Genomic DNA, 18,079 nt, shown 5'->3' on the forward strand with positions numbered 1-18,079 from the left:
GCGTAAATCGTGTGACGTACGGAATTTTTGCAAGCTTGCCTATAGGCACGAAGGCACTTTAACCTAACTACTCTATTCGTAAGCCGCAGGCGCCTTAAAGTACAGCGCACGCCCCGTGGCGCCTCCCAGCGGAGCGAACGAATCAATTCCGGAAAAGCGATAGCGGTCGCCTTTGGAGCTGAATTTCTTCCTCGCTTCTATGATTCAGGAAATTCAGCGACAACAGCGATTGGAGGAATGATACGGTCGCAGAGCGCCTACGATTCGTCACTTACAGCGACAATGCTACGCAAGCACGTCTCTCCGCTCCACGCCCCCTCTCCAGCTTGCCACTCACCCCTTGAATTCTCCCGGATTCACCCCCCAATACTTTCGAAACACCTTCGTAAAATAGCTCACATCCCGGTACCCGACCAGGCGGGCGGTATCGTAAACCTTCTGTCCCTGCTGCAGCAGGGATTTGGCCCGCTCCATCTTGCGCTCCAGCACATAAGCGGAGAATGCAACTCCCACCTCCTGCTTGAAGAGCCGGCTTAAATAGGACGAATTGACATATAACCGGTCCGCTACTGTATGCAGCGTAATCTCCTGGTCCATTTCTTCCTCCAGCAGGTGAAGGATATCCTTGACCAGCTGATTGCTGGATGTTTTTCGCTGCTCGCGCATGAATCTGGCGATATGCCGGACGGTTCGCGTGAGCAGCGACCAGGTCTGCATTTTGGTGCTGAGCAGCCTGACGTTGTGGAAATAGGCGATATCCTCGCCAACGATTTTCTTCAACGTCCAGCCTTGCTTATGAATGACCCGGGTCAGAAATCCGCTGACATACAGGATCGCCTCATGAAATTCATCAGAGGATGCGGAACGCGTGAACACTTCCTCCCACAGCTCTTCCAGCAGTTCCAGCGCTTTCGTCTCGTCGGCGGTTTCCAGGGCAATTTCCAGTGCCTTCTCCAGACTCTGCTGCACGGCAACCGCCATCCCGTGACCGTCCGCTGCCTGCTGCTCGCGATATGGAATCGCAAGATCATGACCGTAGATCACCCGCTCCTGAAGCGCGCGGCAGGCCTGGGCATACAGATGCGGCGCTTCGGCAAGCGTACCGGTACCGGCACAGATGCCTGCACTCGCCGTCACCTTCAGTACCTCCTTCGTCTGGGACAGAAGCTTGGCTACTTCAGCATGAACCCGCAGCATCGCATCTTTCGGATCCCGCTTCTCATCCACAACAAATATGAGCAGCAGCTGGTTGTCTGCATCCGCACAGCCCCAGCAGGCCGGAGCCGGAAGCAGCTCCTGGGCCAGACACTGGACCGTGAACTGCAGCAGCTCCCGGTCTCCTTGGCGAAACCTCGTCTCTTCCTCCGGGATCGGATCGAGATCGACGACGGCTACCGCTATCTGCGCCTCCTTTTTCAGCGGAATGTACAGCTCTTTGCTTTTGGCCAGAACTTCCTGCTCCGCATATTTACCGCCAACCCATTGAATGAAAAAAAGATGCTGCAAGTGAGGCAAGTTGTCCTTCCAGCGCTGCTCCAAGAGCGCCCTGCGCTGCCACTGCTCCAGATCAGCCCGAAGCTGGGTTCTGGCCTCCAGCACCGCCGCAAGTACCTCCTCCTCACCCGCAGGCTTGAGCAAATATTTCGAAACCCCGTACTCAAGCGCATGCTGGGCGAAGGCAAAATTATCATGCCCGCTCAAAATGATCAGCTTCAACCGATCCAGCTCCTGCCGGTCCCTCAGTTCGCGAAGCAAAGTCAATCCGTCCATCTCGGGCATCTGGATATCGAGCAGCATGATGTCCGGCTTCTTGCGGCTTACAAGCTCCAGCGCCTCCAGCCCGCTCGATGCCAGACCGACCACCTCGATGTCATGCTCCTCCCAGGGGATATTGAAGGCGAGGGCATTCCGTAGTCTCGGTTCATCTTCCACAATCATCAAGTTCATCATCTACGACTCCCCCTTGTCTGTGTTATACGTTCTCATCCGCAGGGCTTTCCAATCTGCAGCGATCAAGCGGAATGGACAGTGTAACCACCGTACCCTTGCCGGGCTCACTGTTCACGTCGATATCAGCGTCCCGCCCGTAATAGAGCTTCATTCTGCTCAAGACGTTGCGCAAGCCGAACAGGTCTTTGACATGCTCCTCGTCTTGGGAGAGTGCCTGCACACTCCGCGCACCCATCTTGGCAAGCTCCTCCCGAATATAAATGAGCCGCTCCTCCGCGATGCCGGGGCCATTGTCCTCCACGCTGATTTTGACGATGCTGCCCTGCTCGATCCAGCTGCTGATTATCAGGCTTCCGCCCTCGCTTCTTCCCTCCATACCGTGCAGGATGGCATTCTCCACCAGCGGCTGAAGGAGCAGCTTGAGAATCGGAACCCTTCTGCTGTCTTCCGATATTCGGTACGCCACCGTGAAGCTGTCCAGGAAACGAATCTGCTGAATCCGAACATAGTAGTGAAGGTGAATGACGCTTTCCTCAATGGTGAATACCTGCCTGCCTTTATTCAGGCTTAGCCGGAAGAACTTCGACAGATTCATGACCATCTCGCTGATTTCATCGGCATCATAGTTTTTGGCCATCCAATAAATGGAATCCAGCGTGTTATACAGAAAATGAGGATTGATCTGCGACTGTAAAAACTTCAATTCGGTTGTCTTCAGACGCAGCTGCTGTTCATAGTGATCTTCGATCAGATGCTTCTGCACGGCAGCCATTTTGTTAAAGGACTGGATCAGAAATCCGAACTCGTCCCTCCGCTTTGTATCTACATTGACGTTCAGTTCACCGCTGCTCAGTCTCTTCATCCCCCGGGACAGCTTCAGTACAGGAGCGGCAATGCCGCTGTAGACAACCCAGGAGATGATGATCGCCAGCAGAATGCTAAGCGCAATGATGGCATACGTAAACAGCCTGAGCTGATCTGTTTCCTTGTACAGCTCGCTCCTTGGCTGCACCAGGGTTAGCTGCCAGGAGGAGTAATCCGAGGCGGTTGTCACCACCAGATCCCGCCCTGTCACCTCGTCCTCCAGCGTGCTCCCGGTCTCCACAATGACCTCGCCCTTCTCGTTCACCAACGATATTCGGCTGTTCACCGAAGGAAGCAGCGTTTTGATAATATTGAGCAGCTTCGCCTTTTGAAAAGAAACCATGAGCAGATTGGACTGGCGCTCGCTGTTATACAAATCCATGGCCCGGATGAGCGAGATGCTGTCGGTGTTCGTCATCGAGCCGAAGGTATGCCCGCCTGCAACCGGATAATCAGCCATCACGTAGGAGAAGCCTGTTCCGTTATTGCGCGCGGCCTCCACCATCCATTCCTGCTGCGGCTCTCCTGTCAGCTTGCGGCCTCCGGAATTGGTGGATATCAGCATGTTAGAGGCATGGTGATACACAGCAATCTGCGATACGAACCGGTTCACCGAGACCAATTTGGACAGCTGCTCCAACACTTCAGAGAAATCCACAATCGACTGGGGGGATAGCTGTGTGCTGTTTTTGTTAAGCAGTTCGTTGATGCTGGGGTCCCCCGCAATCAGCGTCGATATTTCCTCGACATTTTGCAGTGCCAGATCAAAATGATTCATCGCCGAGGACAACGCCGTTTCCGTCCGCTCGACGGCCTGCTCATACAGGATGTCCCTCGATTTCTCAATAGCAAACAGGCTGACGACCACCAGCGGCAGCAAGATCAGCAGGAAATAGCCGGTTAACCGTGTCTGTATATGTTGTGAGAACCGGTCTGAAATCCAGCGAAACGGCTTCTTCATCACACCACCTCCCCCGAGCCTCTCATCGGCCTGCCTCCTGTCTGGTATACCATTCATTCACTTCCTTCGTGATTTCATCTCCTCCTTCTTGTCTCCACTGCTCCACATAGGTGTCAAATGCATCCAACGGCTCAATGCCCATAATAATTTTGGTAAAGACATCCTCCATTCGGTCCAGCTTCTTACTGTATTTGCTCATGGCAGGGGTAGGCACACCGTAAAAAGCGTTAGGGATAATATGCTGATTGATCATTTCCAGGTTGTTGTATAAATTAAAATCGCCCAATGAATCCAGCCGCTCCTTGAACAATACCGGGTCTGGCACATCAACCAGCGACTGATAAATGCCCCGATATAAATGCTCGTCATGCAGCGCAAAGTCGGTCACCATCACCCCGTTCTCCCATCTCCATATTTCATTTTCGAAGCCGAGCTTTAACGTTTTATAATCACTCACGATAAAATCCAGCATTTTGATGACCTCTGCGGCATGCTCGGATGTGGCCGGAATCACGTTGTAGCCGCGAATCACGTCTTTGCCGTAAACACCGCTGTGCCCCTCGGGTCCGGTAGGGTATTCCAGCATGATCCATTCCGCATTCGGGTCCTTCAGCTTATTCGCCGCGATGGGACCGCGCGTGTCATACCACGCTGCAGAGAAGAGTCCGACCTTGCCGTTCTCGATTTTTTCGTGGACGCTGGATTGCAAGTTGAGCGGGAATTCACTGTCCAGCAGATTTTCCTGATACAGGCGATTGAAAAAAGCAAGCGCCTCCTTCGTTTCCGGAAGAATATTTCCATACACCAGCTTACCGTCCCGTTCAAACCAGGTATCCAGCTGTGTGCCAAACGCTCCGAAGAACGGGGAGGAGCGTCCCAGCTTCGAGGTTAGCGTCAGACCAATCGTATCCTGCTGCCCGTTCCCATCGGGATCATCGAGCGTGAAGCCGCGAATAACCTCATAGTAATCTTCCAGTGTGACCGGGGGCGCAAGCTCAAGCCGGTCCAGCCAGTCTTTGCGGACATACATCAATTCAACACCGGTCACTTCGTTCAGGCTTGGCACCGCATAGATGTTGCCGCCATACTTGACCCGATCCCAAACTTCGGCTGGAATTTTCGCCTTCAGATTCGGACCGTATTGATCCAGAAGTTCATCCAGCGGATGCAGTGCCCCGAGCTTGGCATAGTGATCAAACCATACCGGGTCATAGGTATGAAGCATATCCGGCAGATTTCCTGATGACATAATGACGTCCAGCTTTTCGTTATAGACTTCAGGGGGCGGGGTGTTGACCCGGATATCGAGTCCGGTCTGTTCTTCAATATAGTTGAGGTAGCGGTTGTCGTTCTCGTCCATACCGGCGGGAAACGTCATCCCAAGATTGGAGATCACGATATTGATGGGGGATTTCGGCTTGGCGTCCGGGGGATGATCTGGTGTGGGCAAGCGTGGCCCGTCGCATCCTGCGGAAAGGACTATGCCTGCCATCAATAAGAGGAGCAGCATCTGTCTACCCGGAAACCATGGATAACCTTTTCGTTTGACATGCCGATGCCAACTGCCAAGACCTGCTTTGTTGATTCGCATTCGTCTGCTCACTCCCTCCATCTAGTAGAATTAATACTACTATATATTGATTTTTTTGTGAGTAGGATCGATTTATTTTCAGACGGAAAATAAATTTCCGCCAAGTCCACAGCCGCCATCAAAAAAAACGGACCTTGACACAAGGAATTCCCCCTGGTCAGGTCCGGTTCATATACACGTTAAGTTCAGTTTATGCTCGCGGGTCGCTGTTGTCATCCGGATTTTGCAGGAGCCGTGTATCCTCCCCCTGATCCGGGTTCACTTGTATAACCTCAAATGTAGCCCCGCAGTGCGGGCAGAATCTGGCGTTCATTGCCGAGCTCTTTCCACAGGCTCTGCACAGCTTTTCGTCCGAAAGATTCGCAATTTGCAGTTCATTTTGCTCCATTTCGAATTTCAGTTCCTGAATGCGCCGCATACAGGCTTCAAAGCTTTGTCTGTCAGGAGGCCATGCCCCTGACTCTGCCGATGCGTATACGATCTTGCCAATCTCCAGCAGCTGTCCGTCAATTTCGCTTCGCTTGCTGCTGTTCTGCAGCTTCAGCTTATTTACTTCCACCAAGATCTTGGCCTTGTTGCCGGCCTCCGACACACCAGCCTTGAATTTATCGAAAAAGCTCAAGGTCCAAACGCTCCCCTCGTTATAGTTGTCGCTTGTCAATCCCCCAGAGCAAGGGGCGTTCATTTCCTACATTATACATGAAAACAGACAGCCGGGTATGAAACAGGCTGTCTGAGAAGTCTCCTGGATAAGGAAGCAAGTTATGATGGCATAGCTTGAAGATCAGAGCGTAATTCGCAGCGCATTCGCGCTCGCGTCATACGACAGGCTGGCACCAAGCCCTCTGGCAAACACCTGAACAGGAACATAGGTCACGCCGTTAATGACCCGCGGAGGGGCAGCTATCGTCTCAGCCTTCCCGTTGTAGTACACCGTTTTGCTGCCGAGCGTGAGTGTCATTTTATAATTTTCTCTCTGTACTCCAATCGCCCCGGCCGACTTGTTCCAGCTCACCTGGGCACCCATGCGTTCCGCAATCTCTCTGAGCGGCACCAGGTTCGTATTATTTTCGATGATCGGATCGCTCCCGAATTGAAGTGCGCTGCCATTGATAAAGACTTTAAGCCCGGACTTTACATAAGCAGGCTTGCTCTCTTTCGGCTTGCTGGCCGACGAGCTGCTCGATTTCGGCGCGCTGGATTTCGATGCAGCAGAACCACCTGAAGAGGAGCTGGAGCTGCCTCCGTTATGATAATGATACTCCCCGTATTTCAATCCCCATCGTTCACAGTTGGTTCTGCAAGTATGACCGCCCTTGGAATCCGTTCTTCCGGGATGTGCCGCGGCTGCAGAAGTGGACATGAGCAATAAAACCAACATGCTTAGCAGTATTCTTTTCTTCATCGCATTGTTCAGCCTCCTGGTATAATATCCCTTTTATATTCTAACATACCTCTATATAATCTATCACTATATAAAGATACTTTATTTAGTACTGATTCATCTTGGTTCACACGGTTAATCGTACATAAAACCATTTGCATTGCACACTATAATTGGGAAAGGAATGAGAAGATATGAGCAATAAAAAAGTCGATTATGAAGGTCAGTTTCCAGGTGTGCATCCCGTTCCCGAATCCGACCATCCGGAGGATCATGCAGCTACGGACATGCTGGATGATCTGGTTCAGGGAGTTCTGGAGAATGAAGATGCAGAGGAAATCCGAAGCAGCTCCAATGAGGCAACAGAGCAACCCAAATCGCCGAACAGCAGAAGAAGCTCCTCTCGTAAAAACACGCAATAATTGGCAGGGACAAGGCAATCGCTTTGGCATTCGCTCCAAATGACACTGTAGGAGCAAACCAAATGATTCAACCCGAAACGAAAATAAAGGGCGAACAATTGCAGAACATTCGCACTTCTTCGCCCTCACTCATCTAAATATATCCAAATATATAAAGAGATTGTAACCCTATAAATGATCTCCCAAACCGTTCCTAAATAATTTATCGTTCTCATTTTGAGATCAATTACATTTATGTTATCATTACCATAGGAAGCTAGGAGCGAAGGGAGGGAAATGACTTGGAGCGTATATTGAAGACAGCACGATGGCTTTGGATGTTCGGTTTGGTGCTCATCACCGCCTTTGCGCTTTATTTTCCATCCCAGGAACAATATAAGGATGAGCATGCAGATCTGCGGTATGTATTTAAGCCTGACATTCACCATAACGCCGCGGTGCTTAAGCCATCTCATATTCTCTCCAAACTCAAGGTCGCCAGCAGCTTGCTGCCGGCATTCTTGACGACTTCGGCGGTCCTTATATTGAGAACGCCTAAGTTCAGGTTGCCCTATCGGTCGATAATCCCACTTCGGCTTCGGCTTTTATTATTATTTCCTATTAAATACACGTCGATATTTGTCAGCTTTTCGTCCCGTTCAGTAGCCCCGGTGTAATTTCAAGCTATAACTAATCATGTCCATTTTTTAGGAGGATTTTACTCATGCATGTACGTGAAACAGATCTGCCCGGAATCGGTAAGAAATTTGTGATTGATACGCGAGGCGGCGATAAGCTTGTCATCATTATTCATGACGATGGCCGCAGAGAAATGTATCATTACGAGTACGACGATCCGGAGGAAAGCATCTCCATGATCTCCGTCGATGACGACGAAGCTCGCCAAATTGCTGCCATTGTCGGCGGGTTGACTTATAAGCCGAAGGCTCTAGAAACGATTGATATGGCACTCGATGAACTCATCATCGAATGGTACCGGATTGAGCCTCATTACTATGGGGTTGGCAAATCCATCGGCGACCTGGGTGTCAGACAGTCCTCGGGCGCAACGATTATTGCGGTTGTGAATAAAAACAGCAAGCAAATTAATCCCGGTCCCGACGTTATTATTACAGCAGACTCGACACTCGTAGTCGTTGGTGAGCGCCAGCAGCAGCGGCTATTTAAACAAATCTTGATAGACGGACGGGGTTGATTGAATGGATCATTTGGTATTAGAAGTAGGACTGGCGATTGCCCTACTCGCCATCGCTGGGGTGCTGTCTGCAAAACTCCGCTTTTCTGTCGTTCCGTTCTATATTCTGATCGGGATGGCAGTAGGGCCACACGCACCCCACTTTGGCCCGTTTGATTTCCGGTTTATCGAGAGCGCACCATTTATTGATTTTCTCGGCCGGATCGGTGTACTGTTTCTGCTCTTCTATCTGGGATTGGAGTTCTCTGTCGGACGGCTCATTAAATCAGGCAAGTCGATTGCCGTCGGCGGAACCATCTATATTGCAATCAACTTCACCCTCGGATTGATGCTTGGTATCTTCTCTGGATTTCCGCTTCCAGAGACGTTGATTATTGCGGGGATCACAACGATATCCTCAAGTGCCATCGTGGCCAAGGTCCTCGTCGATTTGAAGAGAACGGCGAACCCCGAGACCGAGATGATTCTTGGTATTATCATGTTCGAGGACGTATTCCTTGCGGTTTATATCTCGATCCTGTCAGGTCTTGTCCTGAGCGGCTCGTCCTCACTTGGCGGCGTGCTGCTGTCGGCGGTTATTGCCCTTGGCTTCATGCTCTTGGTCATTGTGATCGGACGCAAGATGGTGCCGCTGCTGAACAAGGCATTGAATATTCGTTCCAATGAGCTGTTCTGTCTCGTTATTTTTGGAGCTTTGTTCCTGCTTGCAGGCTTCTCCGAAACGATTCACGTTGCCGAAGCGATTGGCGCTTTGCTCGTCGGGCTTGTTCTGGCCGAAACTGAGCATCAGGAGCGGATCGAGCACTTGATCTTGCCGTTCCGTGACTTCTTTGGTGCCATCTTCTTCTTCAGCTTCGGGCTGTCGATCGTTCCGTCGGAGCTTGGAGGCGCTGTGGTACTGTCTGTAATTGCTGTAATTATCACTCTGTTCGGAAACTTCCTCGCAGGGATGCTGGCAGGACGAAGCGCTGGATTATCCTCCAGAGCTTCCTCAAACATTGGTCTGACTATCGTATCGCGCGGCGAGTTTTCCATCATTCTGGCCAATCTCGGCAAAGCGGGCGGACTTGCGTCCTTCATTCAGCCGTTTGCAGCATTGTACGTGTTGATCCTGGCTATTTTGGGGCCTTTGCTGACCAAAGAGTCGAAGCACGTGTACAATATCTTAAACAAAATCTTCAAGTTCAAGGACCATAAAGAAAAACCGGGCAAATCCCGGCTGAAGGATGAGAGCACCAGCTGATAAAGGAGGTGCGTTGTGTCCATGCCTAATCTTCCGTATCCCATAACGGACGGTGACGCAGAAGACTGGAAACGGACATTCAGAATAAGACGGCTGCTCATGGCGGTGTTGGGCGGACTCATCGCTGCCCTTGGCCTTGATCTGTTCCTGGTGCCAAGCGGGATCATTACGGGAGGCGTGACAGGGATTTCGGCCCTGGCCTCCCACATAACAGGTCTGCATACCGGCATGTTTGTCTTTGTACTGAATCTCCCGCTTCTGCTGCTTGCCTTCCGCCAATCGGCCCGGGAGAAGGCTCTTATAGCAACCATAGGACTTCTAACCTTCTCCATTTGCTCCATCGTGTTTTATCCCGTTCCCTCCGTGATTGACAGCAAGATCGGGTCGGCCGCCATTGGCGGGATCCTGCTGGGCACAGGGATCGGCATCGGAATCCGCTACGGCATTATACTGGATACTCTCCAAATGCCGAAGCTGTCCAGATCCTTGACCAGGCTTCTCAATCGGATCAAGCTTCCTGGCGTCCAGATCGGACTCAACCTGGCACTTCTTACCGTGGCCGGATTGGTGCTTGGCTGGGAGCTTGCTATGTACTCAGCCATTGCTTGCCTGGCGGCACTGGAGGCCATCCGCATCTCCACCTCCAGCTTCTCGTTTCATCTTGGCATCCGGATTAACAGTGCCAACGAAGACGCGCTGGCTCAAGCAATCAACACCTTCTTGAATCGTGAGCCTGAAGAAGCGGACATGGAGGAGCGAAGCAAGTTTACCGCAAACGGCAATCAAGCACAGAGCGAGGCAGTGTCCGGAATGTTGTACCGGATTCATCTGTTCGAGCTGCCCCGGTTCAAGTCAATTGTAAGGAATCTGGACCCCGAGGCTGTTGTAACCTATGATGCAGCGTCATAATTTGAAGGGGGCTGTCTCAAAAGTCATCGTAGATGACTGAGGGACAGCTCCTTCTTTAATTTGTAAAACAAAAAGAAACCTCTCTTTGGTAAAATGAAGGTACCACCCAAACATTTCCCTAAAGGAGAGGTTTCTTTGTACATTCAATATACCATGGACCAACTGTTTCTGCCAATGGACCTTGAGGAAGATATTCCACAAAATCACGTCGTTCGCATCATCAACGATGCCGTCAACCGAATCGACGACAAGATCTTCGAGGCCGCCTACTCTGGAGGCGGTCGTCCTAGCTTCCACCCCAAACTCATGACGAAGATCATCATTTACGCCTACAGCCAACGGATCTATTCATCCCGTCAAATTGCGAAGGCTGTGAGGGAGAACATCCCCTTCATGTGGCTTGCCGCCCGGCAGCGCCCGGACTTCCGCACCATAAACCGATTCCGCTCAGAGCGGATGAAAGACGTTCTCGAAAAAGTATTCACGGCTGTGTTGGAACTGCTTGTGGAAGAGGGCTACATTAAGCTAGAGCATTACTTCGTCGACGGTACCAAGATCGAGGCGAATGCCAACCGCTATACGTTTGTCTGGGGGAAATCCGTTGTCAAGCAACAGGCGAAACTTGAGGAGAAAGTAAAATCGCTCTTCACCGAGATTGAGGAGCAGGAACTGCTGGAAGAAGCGGCTCATGCGGGCGAGGACCTGGCTGAACTGGGCGAGTCCAACGAACTGACCAGCGCTAAGCTGGAGAAGGCCGTTGCGAAATTGGAGCAAAAGCTACAACATGAACCGAAAAACAAACCAGTGAAGAAAGCCGTCCGCCTTCTGCGCAAGGATCTACTTCCCCGCAAGCATAAGTATGAGCTTCAACGGAAACTGCTGGGCGACCGTAACAGCTACAGTAAGACTGACCCGGATGCAACCTTCATGCGAATGAAAGAAGACCATATGCGAAACGGCCAACTTAAGCCAGGATACAATGTTCAGATCGGTACGGAAAACCAATTTATCGTCGGCTACTCCTTGCACCAACGACCGACGGACACGCGCTGCCTCATTCCCCATCTAGAGAAAGTAAAAGAAATGTTGGGTAAGTTGCCGAAGACCATCATTGCGGACGCTGGTTACGGCAGCGAAGAAAATTACGCGCGCTTGGAGCAGGAAGATTGCGAGGCGCTTGTCAAATATAACACCTTTCATAAAGAAAATTCGAAGAAGTGGAAGCAAGACATCAGCAAGATCGACAACTGGACTTACCAGCAGGAGTCCGATACTTGGTTGTGTCCGAATGGCCGCACGCTCCACTTCCTGCGAGAGCGCAAGAAAAAGAACGAAAGCGGATATGAGCAACAGGTACGCCATTATCGGAGTGCTGACTGTGAGGGCTGTCCATTCAGAGAAAGATGCAGTAAAACAAACAGGAACCGAGAGATCGAGGTGAGCATGACCTTTCTTCGCTACAAGGCAGAAGCAAGAAAGAAGCTTCGGAGCGAGGAAGGACGAGAGTTATCCATCCGGCGCATGATTGAGGTTGAGAGTGTGTTCGGACAAATGAAAAACAACCGAGGATTCCGGCGATTCCTGCTTCGAGGCTTGCCGAAAGTAAGCACGGAGGTAGGGTGGCTTTCGCTTGCCCACAATCTGCTCAAGCGAGCGACATTGAGTCAAAAAATTGAAAACGGCCGGTCAGGAATAGACTCCTGACCGGCCGTTTTTCAATGTCTAAAGCAGGGATTACTGATTCGTACGTTCTTTAACCCCCCTTTTGAGACAGCTCCCTTGGCGTTGAATCAATCGCGTGACGGAAAGTTAGCAGCTGCGGCTATTTTCGAAACATTTGAATCAGATACAGCAGCAGCGAGCCGACCACACTGATCACAAGGCAGGTCACGATAGGAAAGTAAATTTTGACATTGGGCCGATCCACTACGATGTCGCCCGGCAAGCGGCCGACCCAGCGGCCAATAAGCGGCCACAGCAATCCGATCACAATTAACGTCCCGCCAATGATCAGCAGCACTCGGGTTACGGGATGCATAGTTTGATCACCTCACGTTAGGTTTGCGTCATGCCATGCGGAATATGCATCTCTACTCTCCATCTTAAAACGGAAGTCTTCATTTTGCCAGTCTAAGAGGCGTTCACGAATGAACCGCCGCCTCAAGCCGGACACCGGAAAGATACCGCCTGTTATGTATGGTTAGCTTGTCCGGACCGTCTATTCCTGCTAATCATGAAAAGGCACGACTCTTGAAAGAGCCGCGCCCTCATTATTATCCCTTCACAGCCCCTGCTGTCATTCCGTCTATAAAGTATCGCTGAAAGGCAATGAACAGAACAAAGATCGGAATGATCGAGAAGAAGGAACCTACAATGAGCAGATCATAATTGTTGCCATACGGGGTCAACAGCGTCTTGAGTCCAATCGGAAGCGTGTATTTATTAGCATCGCTAAGGACCATGAAGGGCCACAGGAAGTTGTTCCAGCTGTTCATCCCGTTCAGAATGGCCATCGCCGCAAAGGAGGGCTTCATTACCGGCAAAATCAGTCTGATATATATGCCGTATTCACTAGCTCCATCCACTCGCCCCGCTTGAATAATTTCGCTCGGCACGCCTCGCAAATACTGCCGGAAGAAAAAGATCGTAGCCGCACTTGCAATCCCCGGCAAAACGATAGCCGAATAGGTGTTCATAAGACCGATATTATAGGTCAATGTGTACAGCGGGAGCAGCAAAATTTCGAACGGAACCATCATAATAAGCAGCACGCAAATAAAAAGCATATTTTTGCCTTTGAACTCGTAGGCGGCGAAGCCATAAGCTACCGTTGCACTGACAATGAGCGTCAAGCTGACCTGGACAATCGTCAGAAGCAGCGAGTTGAAGAACCACATGAAATACGAGTGGCTTCCGGTGAACAGGTATATGAAATTATCCAGACTCATCACCGACAGGTCAAGCCGCAGGTTAAGCCCGTAACGAATCAGTTCCTCACCCGGTTTGAAGGAAGAGATCGTCACTGCGTAGAACGGAACGAGAATGAAGAAGCACAGGACAGAGAAAAAGATTAAAAGCGCAGCGCGCGGCCAAATCTCCTTATTCATCGCTCACTCCTCCTTCTTGAACATCCCGGACAGCGTCAGCTGCGTCAAATTAATGACCATGGTAATGGCCAGCAGGACAATCCCTACCGCTGCTGCATAACCGAGATTATTCCTCTCAATGCCCTGGCGATACAGATAACCGACGATGGTCAACCCGATATTTTTCGGTGAATTGTTACCGTTCCAGAGCATCATGCTTTCGATGAACATCGCCAACCCTGCATAGATGCTGATCGTTATAACATAGATCGTCGTGGGTTTGAGCAGCGGCATCGTAATTTTCATGAATTTCTGAAAGGACGACGCTCCGTCAATCGACGCGGCTTCATAATATTCATCCGGAATATTCTTCAGCCCCGACAAGAAGTAGAGCATATTCACCCCCGTCCACCTCCATGCGGCCAGCGCCAGCAATGCGATGAACCCGGTAACCTGTCCCTTGAGGAATTTGACCGGCTCGATGCCGAACCAGCCCAGTATACTATTGATCAACGAACCCTCCATCTCGCCAAACATGAGTCTGAAGATCGTGCCTGCCACAACAACCGAGGTAAGCGCCGGGAAGAAGAAGGAGGATTTGAAGAACTCTCTCCCCCACATAAATTTATGGTTGATCAGCACCGCGAACAGCATCGGGAAAGGAATTAGAATGACGAGGGTCAGCACCATGTATACAGCGCTATTCAGCACAGCCTTCATAAAGATGCCGTCCCCAAGCAGCTTGTCATAGTTGCTTATGCCAACCCACTCCGCCTCCTGCCCGAGCTGGATCTGCTGAAAACTCATGCCGAGCGAGCTTCCAAGCGGATAGACCCAGAAGATGAGAAAGACCAGAATAAACGGCAGGACAAATACGTAAGGAGCAACTTTCTGGGAGTACAAAAACTTTCTAATCATACACCATGACTCCTTTGACGAACATTATTTCAATTCCTGCTCAATCTGCTGCTGTGCATCATTTAACGCTTGCATAATGTCCTTGCCGTCCTCGAAAATTTCATTGTAGGTCGTGGTGGAGAGTATATTGTTGATCGTTGGTGTTGCGGGGGTCGATTTAATCAATTGAATTTCATCCCGGATCTCATTGAGCACATCAAAAGGATTGTTGACGAAATACTGGACAAACGCGTTCTCGGGATTGTGAGTGACTTCCTTCATCTCCCATACGTCCATATTGACCGGGTCGAATCCAAGTGTATTCCAAATTTCCTTGTTGGCGTCCAGCGACAGTTTGGCAAACGCCAGAAAGTCTTTGGCTAGCTGAATATCCTTGGCTGTCTGGGTGATGACGGTGCCCGTTCCTCCTCCGCCTACCGATCGCGGCATTCCCTCTTCGATGACCGGAATTGGAGCGATGGCAATTTTACCGGACAAGTCTGGTATGTAGTTCGTGTATCGGGACATCTGCCAGAGCGGCATAAACGCCGATACATAATTGCCGGCATTGAACTCGCCATAGGCCTCCTCCGTATCCGGCTGACCGCCTGCAATCGTGGCGATAACTTGGTTGTCCTGCAAATCTTTAAGTACCGTTATCGCTCTTATCATCGCTTCCGAGTTCACCTGAGGATTTCCTGCCTCGTCGGTATAATCCGCCCCTTGCTGTGCAAGCAGCATGGAAGCCTGCCATGAGGCACTTGTATCGGCCGTCCCCATATATTTTCCAGTCTGTTCATATACCTTCATCCCCGCTTGCTTGAAGTCCTCCCAGGTTACAATCTCCTTGTAATCGACACCAACTTCTTCAAGAATTTCGGTATTGTAGAAGGCAACGGATGCGCCCACATGGGTAGGCACTCCATAATTGACGTCATCCTTGCTGTATAAATCCACTCGGGATTGCACAATGGTGTCCCGGTACGGATCGATAACGTCATTCAGCGGAACGAGCTGGGGCGTTCCGGACAGAAAGTCCGGGAACTTGCCAAGCTCGATATCGGCGATGTCCGGTGCTCCGGTCCCCGATTGAACGGCTATGGATAATTTGTTATGCATATCATCATAAGGCATGACCGTCACATTAAGTTTGATTTGACGGTCAGGATTGTCCTGATTCCACTTCCCCAGCATCTTCTCAAAATGCTGTCCGTGCAGCTCCACAAATGTCCAGTAGGACAACTCGGTCGCATCCTCCCCGGCTCCACCGTCGATGACCGAGCTTGTGCCTCCGGCATTATTCGAGCCGCCGCATCCCCACAGCATCGTCATCGCCAAAACCAGAAAACCGACAAACCATTTTTTAATCATTTCCATTGACCTCCCCAGATTTCATTCATACGTCCCTTGATGCCTGCTCGTATGATGTCTGTCAGCCAGAAAATGAAGCGCTTACAAGTTTCGACATGCCTTATGTCTTCTGAGTTATGCCTTATTGTCCGAACCTCCGCCCCTTAGGGACGATGGAACAGTGCCGCTCTAGATGTCACTGCTCCATCTGTGATTATGCCCTAGATCATACCCGGAACTATACATGCTGCATGGCTAGGCTAAATACTGCTAACTGCTCAGATGGCTGCACGCTCTATGCCTTGGCAGAATGCGTTAACCTTTCTTGAGCCGAATGACATTCCAGGAAGCCTTTGCAAGGGATGCGGTTAACATACCGGAGTCCAGCTTCGCCTGTCCCCTGTGATGCGGCTTTACCTTCTCTTCATCCGCCGTATTGACGGCTTTCAAGTCCTCGTGCTCCATCACGATAAACTCCACAAGTTTGAAGCCTTCAAAGCTGCGCACGTCACACGTCAGCTCCAGTGACTGTTCCAGATGGCGATTCACCGCGAATATCGTAATTTCTTCCTCCGCCTCGTTATAAACGACAGCGCTGTCGAGGTAGGGAACATCGGTAAAATCCTTCGAGTCATAGACCGGAGAATCGACGATGGGCTGCAGCGATACACCGCGCCCGTACCGGGAAGCATGCAGGTATGGATAGTAAATCGTCTGTTTCCATGCCCGGCCGCCATTCTCGGTCATAATCGGAGCAATGACGTTGACGAGCTGGGCCAGACAGGCCATCTTCACTCGATCGGCATGACGCAAAAAGGTGATCAGCATGCTGCCGACCAGCAGCGCATCCTCAAAATTGTAGACATCCTCCAGTTGTGGAGGTGCCACGCTCCACGGCTCGATTTGTTTGTCCGCATCGTTGGAGTGATACCAAACGTTCCACTCGTCAAAGCTGAGATGCATCGTCTTTTTGCTGCGCTTTTTCGCCTTGATGTAATCACAGGTAGATTTCACGGTATGGATGAAATGATCCAGATCAAGGGTAAGCGCCAAATAATTGGCCGTATCGTTAGCACGATTCCCGTAGTATTGGTGCAAGGAGATATAATCGACAGCCTCATAGGTATGATCCAGCGTGACGGCCTCCCATTCCGGGAAGGTTGGCATGTTCGCACTCGAGCTTCCACAGGCCACAAGCTCAATTTCCGGGTCTACCAGACGCATCGCTTTCGCCGTTTCCAGCGCCAGTCTGCCGTACTCCTCAGCTGTCTTATGCCCGATCTGCCACGGGCCGTCCATCTCATTGCCCAAGCACCATGTTTTGACTTGATGCGGCTGTTCATAGCCATGGCTGCGGCGCAGATCGCTCCAGTAGGTGCCGCCAGGGTGATTCGTGTACTCCAGCAAATTTCGGGCGGCATCAATGCCGCGCGTGCCAAGATTAACGGCCATCATCACTTCTGATCCGATTTCCTTGGCCCAGGTGATGAACTCATTGGTTCCCACTTCGTTGTTCTCCAGCGTTCTCCAGGCCAGTTCCAGCCGCTTCGGTCTCTCCGCTACTGGCCCCACACCGTCCTCCCAATTGTATCCGGACACAAAATTCCCGCCTGGATACCGAATGATCGGAACTTGCAGCTCTTGAATCAGCTCCTTTACATCCTTCCGAAAACCGCTCTGATCCGCGGACGCATGCCCAGGCTCATAGATCCCGCCGTATACGGCGCGTCCAAGATGCTCGATAAACGAGCCATATATTCGGTTGTCTACTTGCGCAATTCGAAATGACTTGTCAATGGTCATCCGTGCCTTCAATGTCCCAGCTGTCAAAACGCTTCACCTTCCAGTTTAGTTTTTCTTGAAACTTTTTAACAAAACCAATATGAATCCGTTTGCAAAATTAACATAGCACAGGTGTATAATCGTTGTAAATATAAAATGTTTTATGTTTATTGAAAATAATAGAATCGGCTTAATCGGAACATTCGCACGATCACTCTTCAGTAGTACATATAGCACAGAATTATTGTTTAGTGATTTAAGCCTTCATCTTATTCCGGTCTCCTTTTAATTCAATTAAATATAAATAAAACAAGTAAAGTCCGGTCAAAATTCGACGGATTCAGCTTCAATCCTAGTCCATTTCAGATGAAGTTCTTTATTTCGCGACCATATTGATTTATACTCATTTAAAACAAACCGTCATCCGTCCGATTCAAGGGACGAA

15 protein-coding genes are annotated in these 18,079 nt (G+C 50.5%); 5 read left to right on the forward strand and 10 right to left on the reverse strand.

What is annotated here, in order from left to right:
• Positions 1-333 precede the first annotated feature (333 nt).
• The 5 genes from MKX64_RS02315 to MKX64_RS02335 form a co-directional block, all read right to left on the reverse strand.
• The gene (locus tag MKX64_RS02315; protein WP_341036218.1) at positions 334-1,947 is read right to left on the reverse strand and encodes a response regulator transcription factor; all 1,614 of its coding nucleotides are present in this window, start codon (positions 1,945-1,947) and stop codon (positions 334-336) included.
• Positions 1,948-1,972: 25 nt separating this feature from the next.
• Positions 1,973-3,775, reverse strand: a complete 1,803-nt coding sequence (locus MKX64_RS02320) for a cache domain-containing sensor histidine kinase (protein ID WP_341035271.1) — start codon at positions 3,773-3,775, stop codon at positions 1,973-1,975.
• 22 nt (positions 3,776-3,797) lie between these two features.
• Positions 3,798-5,285: an extracellular solute-binding protein gene (locus tag MKX64_RS02325; RefSeq protein WP_230875564.1), complete on the reverse strand. Its 1,488-nt coding sequence runs from the start codon at positions 5,283-5,285 to the stop codon at positions 3,798-3,800.
• Positions 5,286-5,556: 271 nt separating this feature from the next.
• Positions 5,557-5,988, reverse strand: a complete 432-nt coding sequence (locus tag MKX64_RS02330; protein WP_155617257.1) for a zinc ribbon domain-containing protein — start codon at positions 5,986-5,988, stop codon at positions 5,557-5,559.
• Positions 5,989-6,150: 162 nt separating this feature from the next.
• Positions 6,151-6,771 carry a copper amine oxidase N-terminal domain-containing protein gene (locus MKX64_RS02335; RefSeq protein ID WP_095263025.1) on the reverse strand — a complete coding sequence of 207 codons (621 nt, stop codon included), beginning with the start codon at positions 6,769-6,771 and terminating at the stop codon, positions 6,151-6,153.
• A 173-nt stretch (positions 6,772-6,944) separates the two neighbouring features.
• On the opposite strand from MKX64_RS02335, the gene MKX64_RS02340 reads away from it, so the two are divergent.
• The 5 genes from MKX64_RS02340 (at position 6,945) to MKX64_RS02360 (ending at position 12,223) form a co-directional block, all read left to right on the forward strand.
• Positions 6,945-7,172 carry a hypothetical protein gene (locus MKX64_RS02340; RefSeq protein ID WP_095263024.1) on the forward strand — a complete coding sequence of 76 codons (228 nt, stop codon included), beginning with the start codon at positions 6,945-6,947 and terminating at the stop codon, positions 7,170-7,172.
• Positions 7,173-7,875: 703 nt separating this feature from the next.
• On the forward strand, positions 7,876-8,367 hold the full coding sequence (locus MKX64_RS02345) for a cation:proton antiporter regulatory subunit (protein ID WP_095263022.1): 492 nt from the start codon (positions 7,876-7,878) through the stop codon (positions 8,365-8,367).
• Positions 8,368-8,371: 4 nt separating this feature from the next.
• Positions 8,372-9,610: a cation:proton antiporter gene (locus tag MKX64_RS02350; RefSeq protein ID WP_341035272.1), complete on the forward strand. Its 1,239-nt coding sequence runs from the start codon at positions 8,372-8,374 to the stop codon at positions 9,608-9,610.
• 21 nt (positions 9,611-9,631) lie between these two features.
• Positions 9,632-10,519 (forward strand): YitT family protein, encoded by an 888-nt coding sequence (locus MKX64_RS02355; protein WP_341036220.1) that lies wholly within the window; start codon positions 9,632-9,634, stop codon positions 10,517-10,519.
• A 135-nt stretch (positions 10,520-10,654) separates the two neighbouring features.
• Positions 10,655-12,223 (forward strand): IS1182 family transposase, encoded by a 1,569-nt coding sequence (locus MKX64_RS02360; RefSeq protein ID WP_155619198.1) that lies wholly within the window; start codon positions 10,655-10,657, stop codon positions 12,221-12,223.
• A 118-nt stretch (positions 12,224-12,341) separates the two neighbouring features.
• Here MKX64_RS02360 and MKX64_RS02365 read toward each other — a convergent pair whose 3' ends face one another.
• The 5 genes from MKX64_RS02365 to arfA form a co-directional block, all read right to left on the reverse strand.
• A complete protein-coding gene (locus MKX64_RS02365; RefSeq protein WP_155617254.1) occupies positions 12,342-12,557 on the reverse strand; it encodes a DUF2905 domain-containing protein in 216 nt (71 codons plus the stop codon).
• A 235-nt stretch (positions 12,558-12,792) separates the two neighbouring features.
• Positions 12,793-13,626 (reverse strand): carbohydrate ABC transporter permease, encoded by an 834-nt coding sequence (locus MKX64_RS02370; RefSeq protein ID WP_095263018.1) that lies wholly within the window; start codon positions 13,624-13,626, stop codon positions 12,793-12,795.
• A gap of 3 nt (positions 13,627-13,629) precedes the next feature.
• Positions 13,630-14,523, reverse strand: a complete 894-nt coding sequence (locus MKX64_RS02375) for a carbohydrate ABC transporter permease (RefSeq protein ID WP_341035273.1) — start codon at positions 14,521-14,523, stop codon at positions 13,630-13,632.
• 24 nt (positions 14,524-14,547) lie between these two features.
• Positions 14,548-15,873 (reverse strand): ABC transporter substrate-binding protein, encoded by a 1,326-nt coding sequence (locus tag MKX64_RS02380; RefSeq protein WP_341035274.1) that lies wholly within the window; start codon positions 15,871-15,873, stop codon positions 14,548-14,550.
• 294 nt (positions 15,874-16,167) lie between these two features.
• Positions 16,168-17,655, reverse strand: coding sequence for an arabinosylfuranosidase ArfA (gene arfA, locus MKX64_RS02385; protein ID WP_095397405.1), 1,488 nt, complete (start codon positions 17,653-17,655; stop codon positions 16,168-16,170).
• Between the last annotated feature and the right edge of the window lie 424 nt (positions 17,656-18,079).

The organism is Paenibacillus sp. FSL M8-0334, from assembly GCF_038000405.1.
Taxonomy (GTDB): Bacteria; Bacillota; Bacilli; order Paenibacillales; family Paenibacillaceae; genus Paenibacillus_AQ; species Paenibacillus_AQ campinasensis.

What these genes read in the sequence shown, in the direction of transcription:
- MKX64_RS02315 (WP_341036218.1), bottom strand. Translation starts at nt 1,947, where the DNA reads ATGAACTTGATGATTGTGGAAGATGAACCGAGACTACGGAATGCCCTC.
- MKX64_RS02320 (WP_341035271.1), bottom strand. Translation starts at nt 3,775, where the DNA reads ATGAAGAAGCCGTTTCGCTGGATTTCAGACCGGTTCTCACAACATATA.
- MKX64_RS02325 (WP_230875564.1), bottom strand. Translation starts at nt 5,285, where the DNA reads ATGCTGCTCCTCTTATTGATGGCAGGCATAGTCCTTTCCGCAGGATGC.
- MKX64_RS02335 (WP_095263025.1), bottom strand. Translation starts at nt 6,771, where the DNA reads ATGAAGAAAAGAATACTGCTAAGCATGTTGGTTTTATTGCTCATGTCC.
- MKX64_RS02340 (WP_095263024.1), top strand. Translation starts at nt 6,945, where the DNA reads ATGAGCAATAAAAAAGTCGATTATGAAGGTCAGTTTCCAGGTGTGCAT.
- MKX64_RS02345 (WP_095263022.1), top strand. Translation starts at nt 7,876, where the DNA reads ATGCATGTACGTGAAACAGATCTGCCCGGAATCGGTAAGAAATTTGTG.
- MKX64_RS02350 (WP_341035272.1), top strand. Translation starts at nt 8,372, where the DNA reads ATGGATCATTTGGTATTAGAAGTAGGACTGGCGATTGCCCTACTCGCC.
- MKX64_RS02355 (WP_341036220.1), top strand. Translation starts at nt 9,632, where the DNA reads ATGCCTAATCTTCCGTATCCCATAACGGACGGTGACGCAGAAGACTGG.
- MKX64_RS02365 (WP_155617254.1), bottom strand. Translation starts at nt 12,557, where the DNA reads ATGCATCCCGTAACCCGAGTGCTGCTGATCATTGGCGGGACGTTAATT.
- MKX64_RS02370 (WP_095263018.1), bottom strand. Translation starts at nt 13,626, where the DNA reads ATGAATAAGGAGATTTGGCCGCGCGCTGCGCTTTTAATCTTTTTCTCT.
- MKX64_RS02375 (WP_341035273.1), bottom strand. Translation starts at nt 14,523, where the DNA reads ATGATTAGAAAGTTTTTGTACTCCCAGAAAGTTGCTCCTTACGTATTT.
- MKX64_RS02380 (WP_341035274.1), bottom strand. Translation starts at nt 15,873, where the DNA reads ATGATTAAAAAATGGTTTGTCGGTTTTCTGGTTTTGGCGATGACGATG.
- arfA (WP_095397405.1), bottom strand. Translation starts at nt 17,655, where the DNA reads ATGACCATTGACAAGTCATTTCGAATTGCGCAAGTAGACAACCGAATA.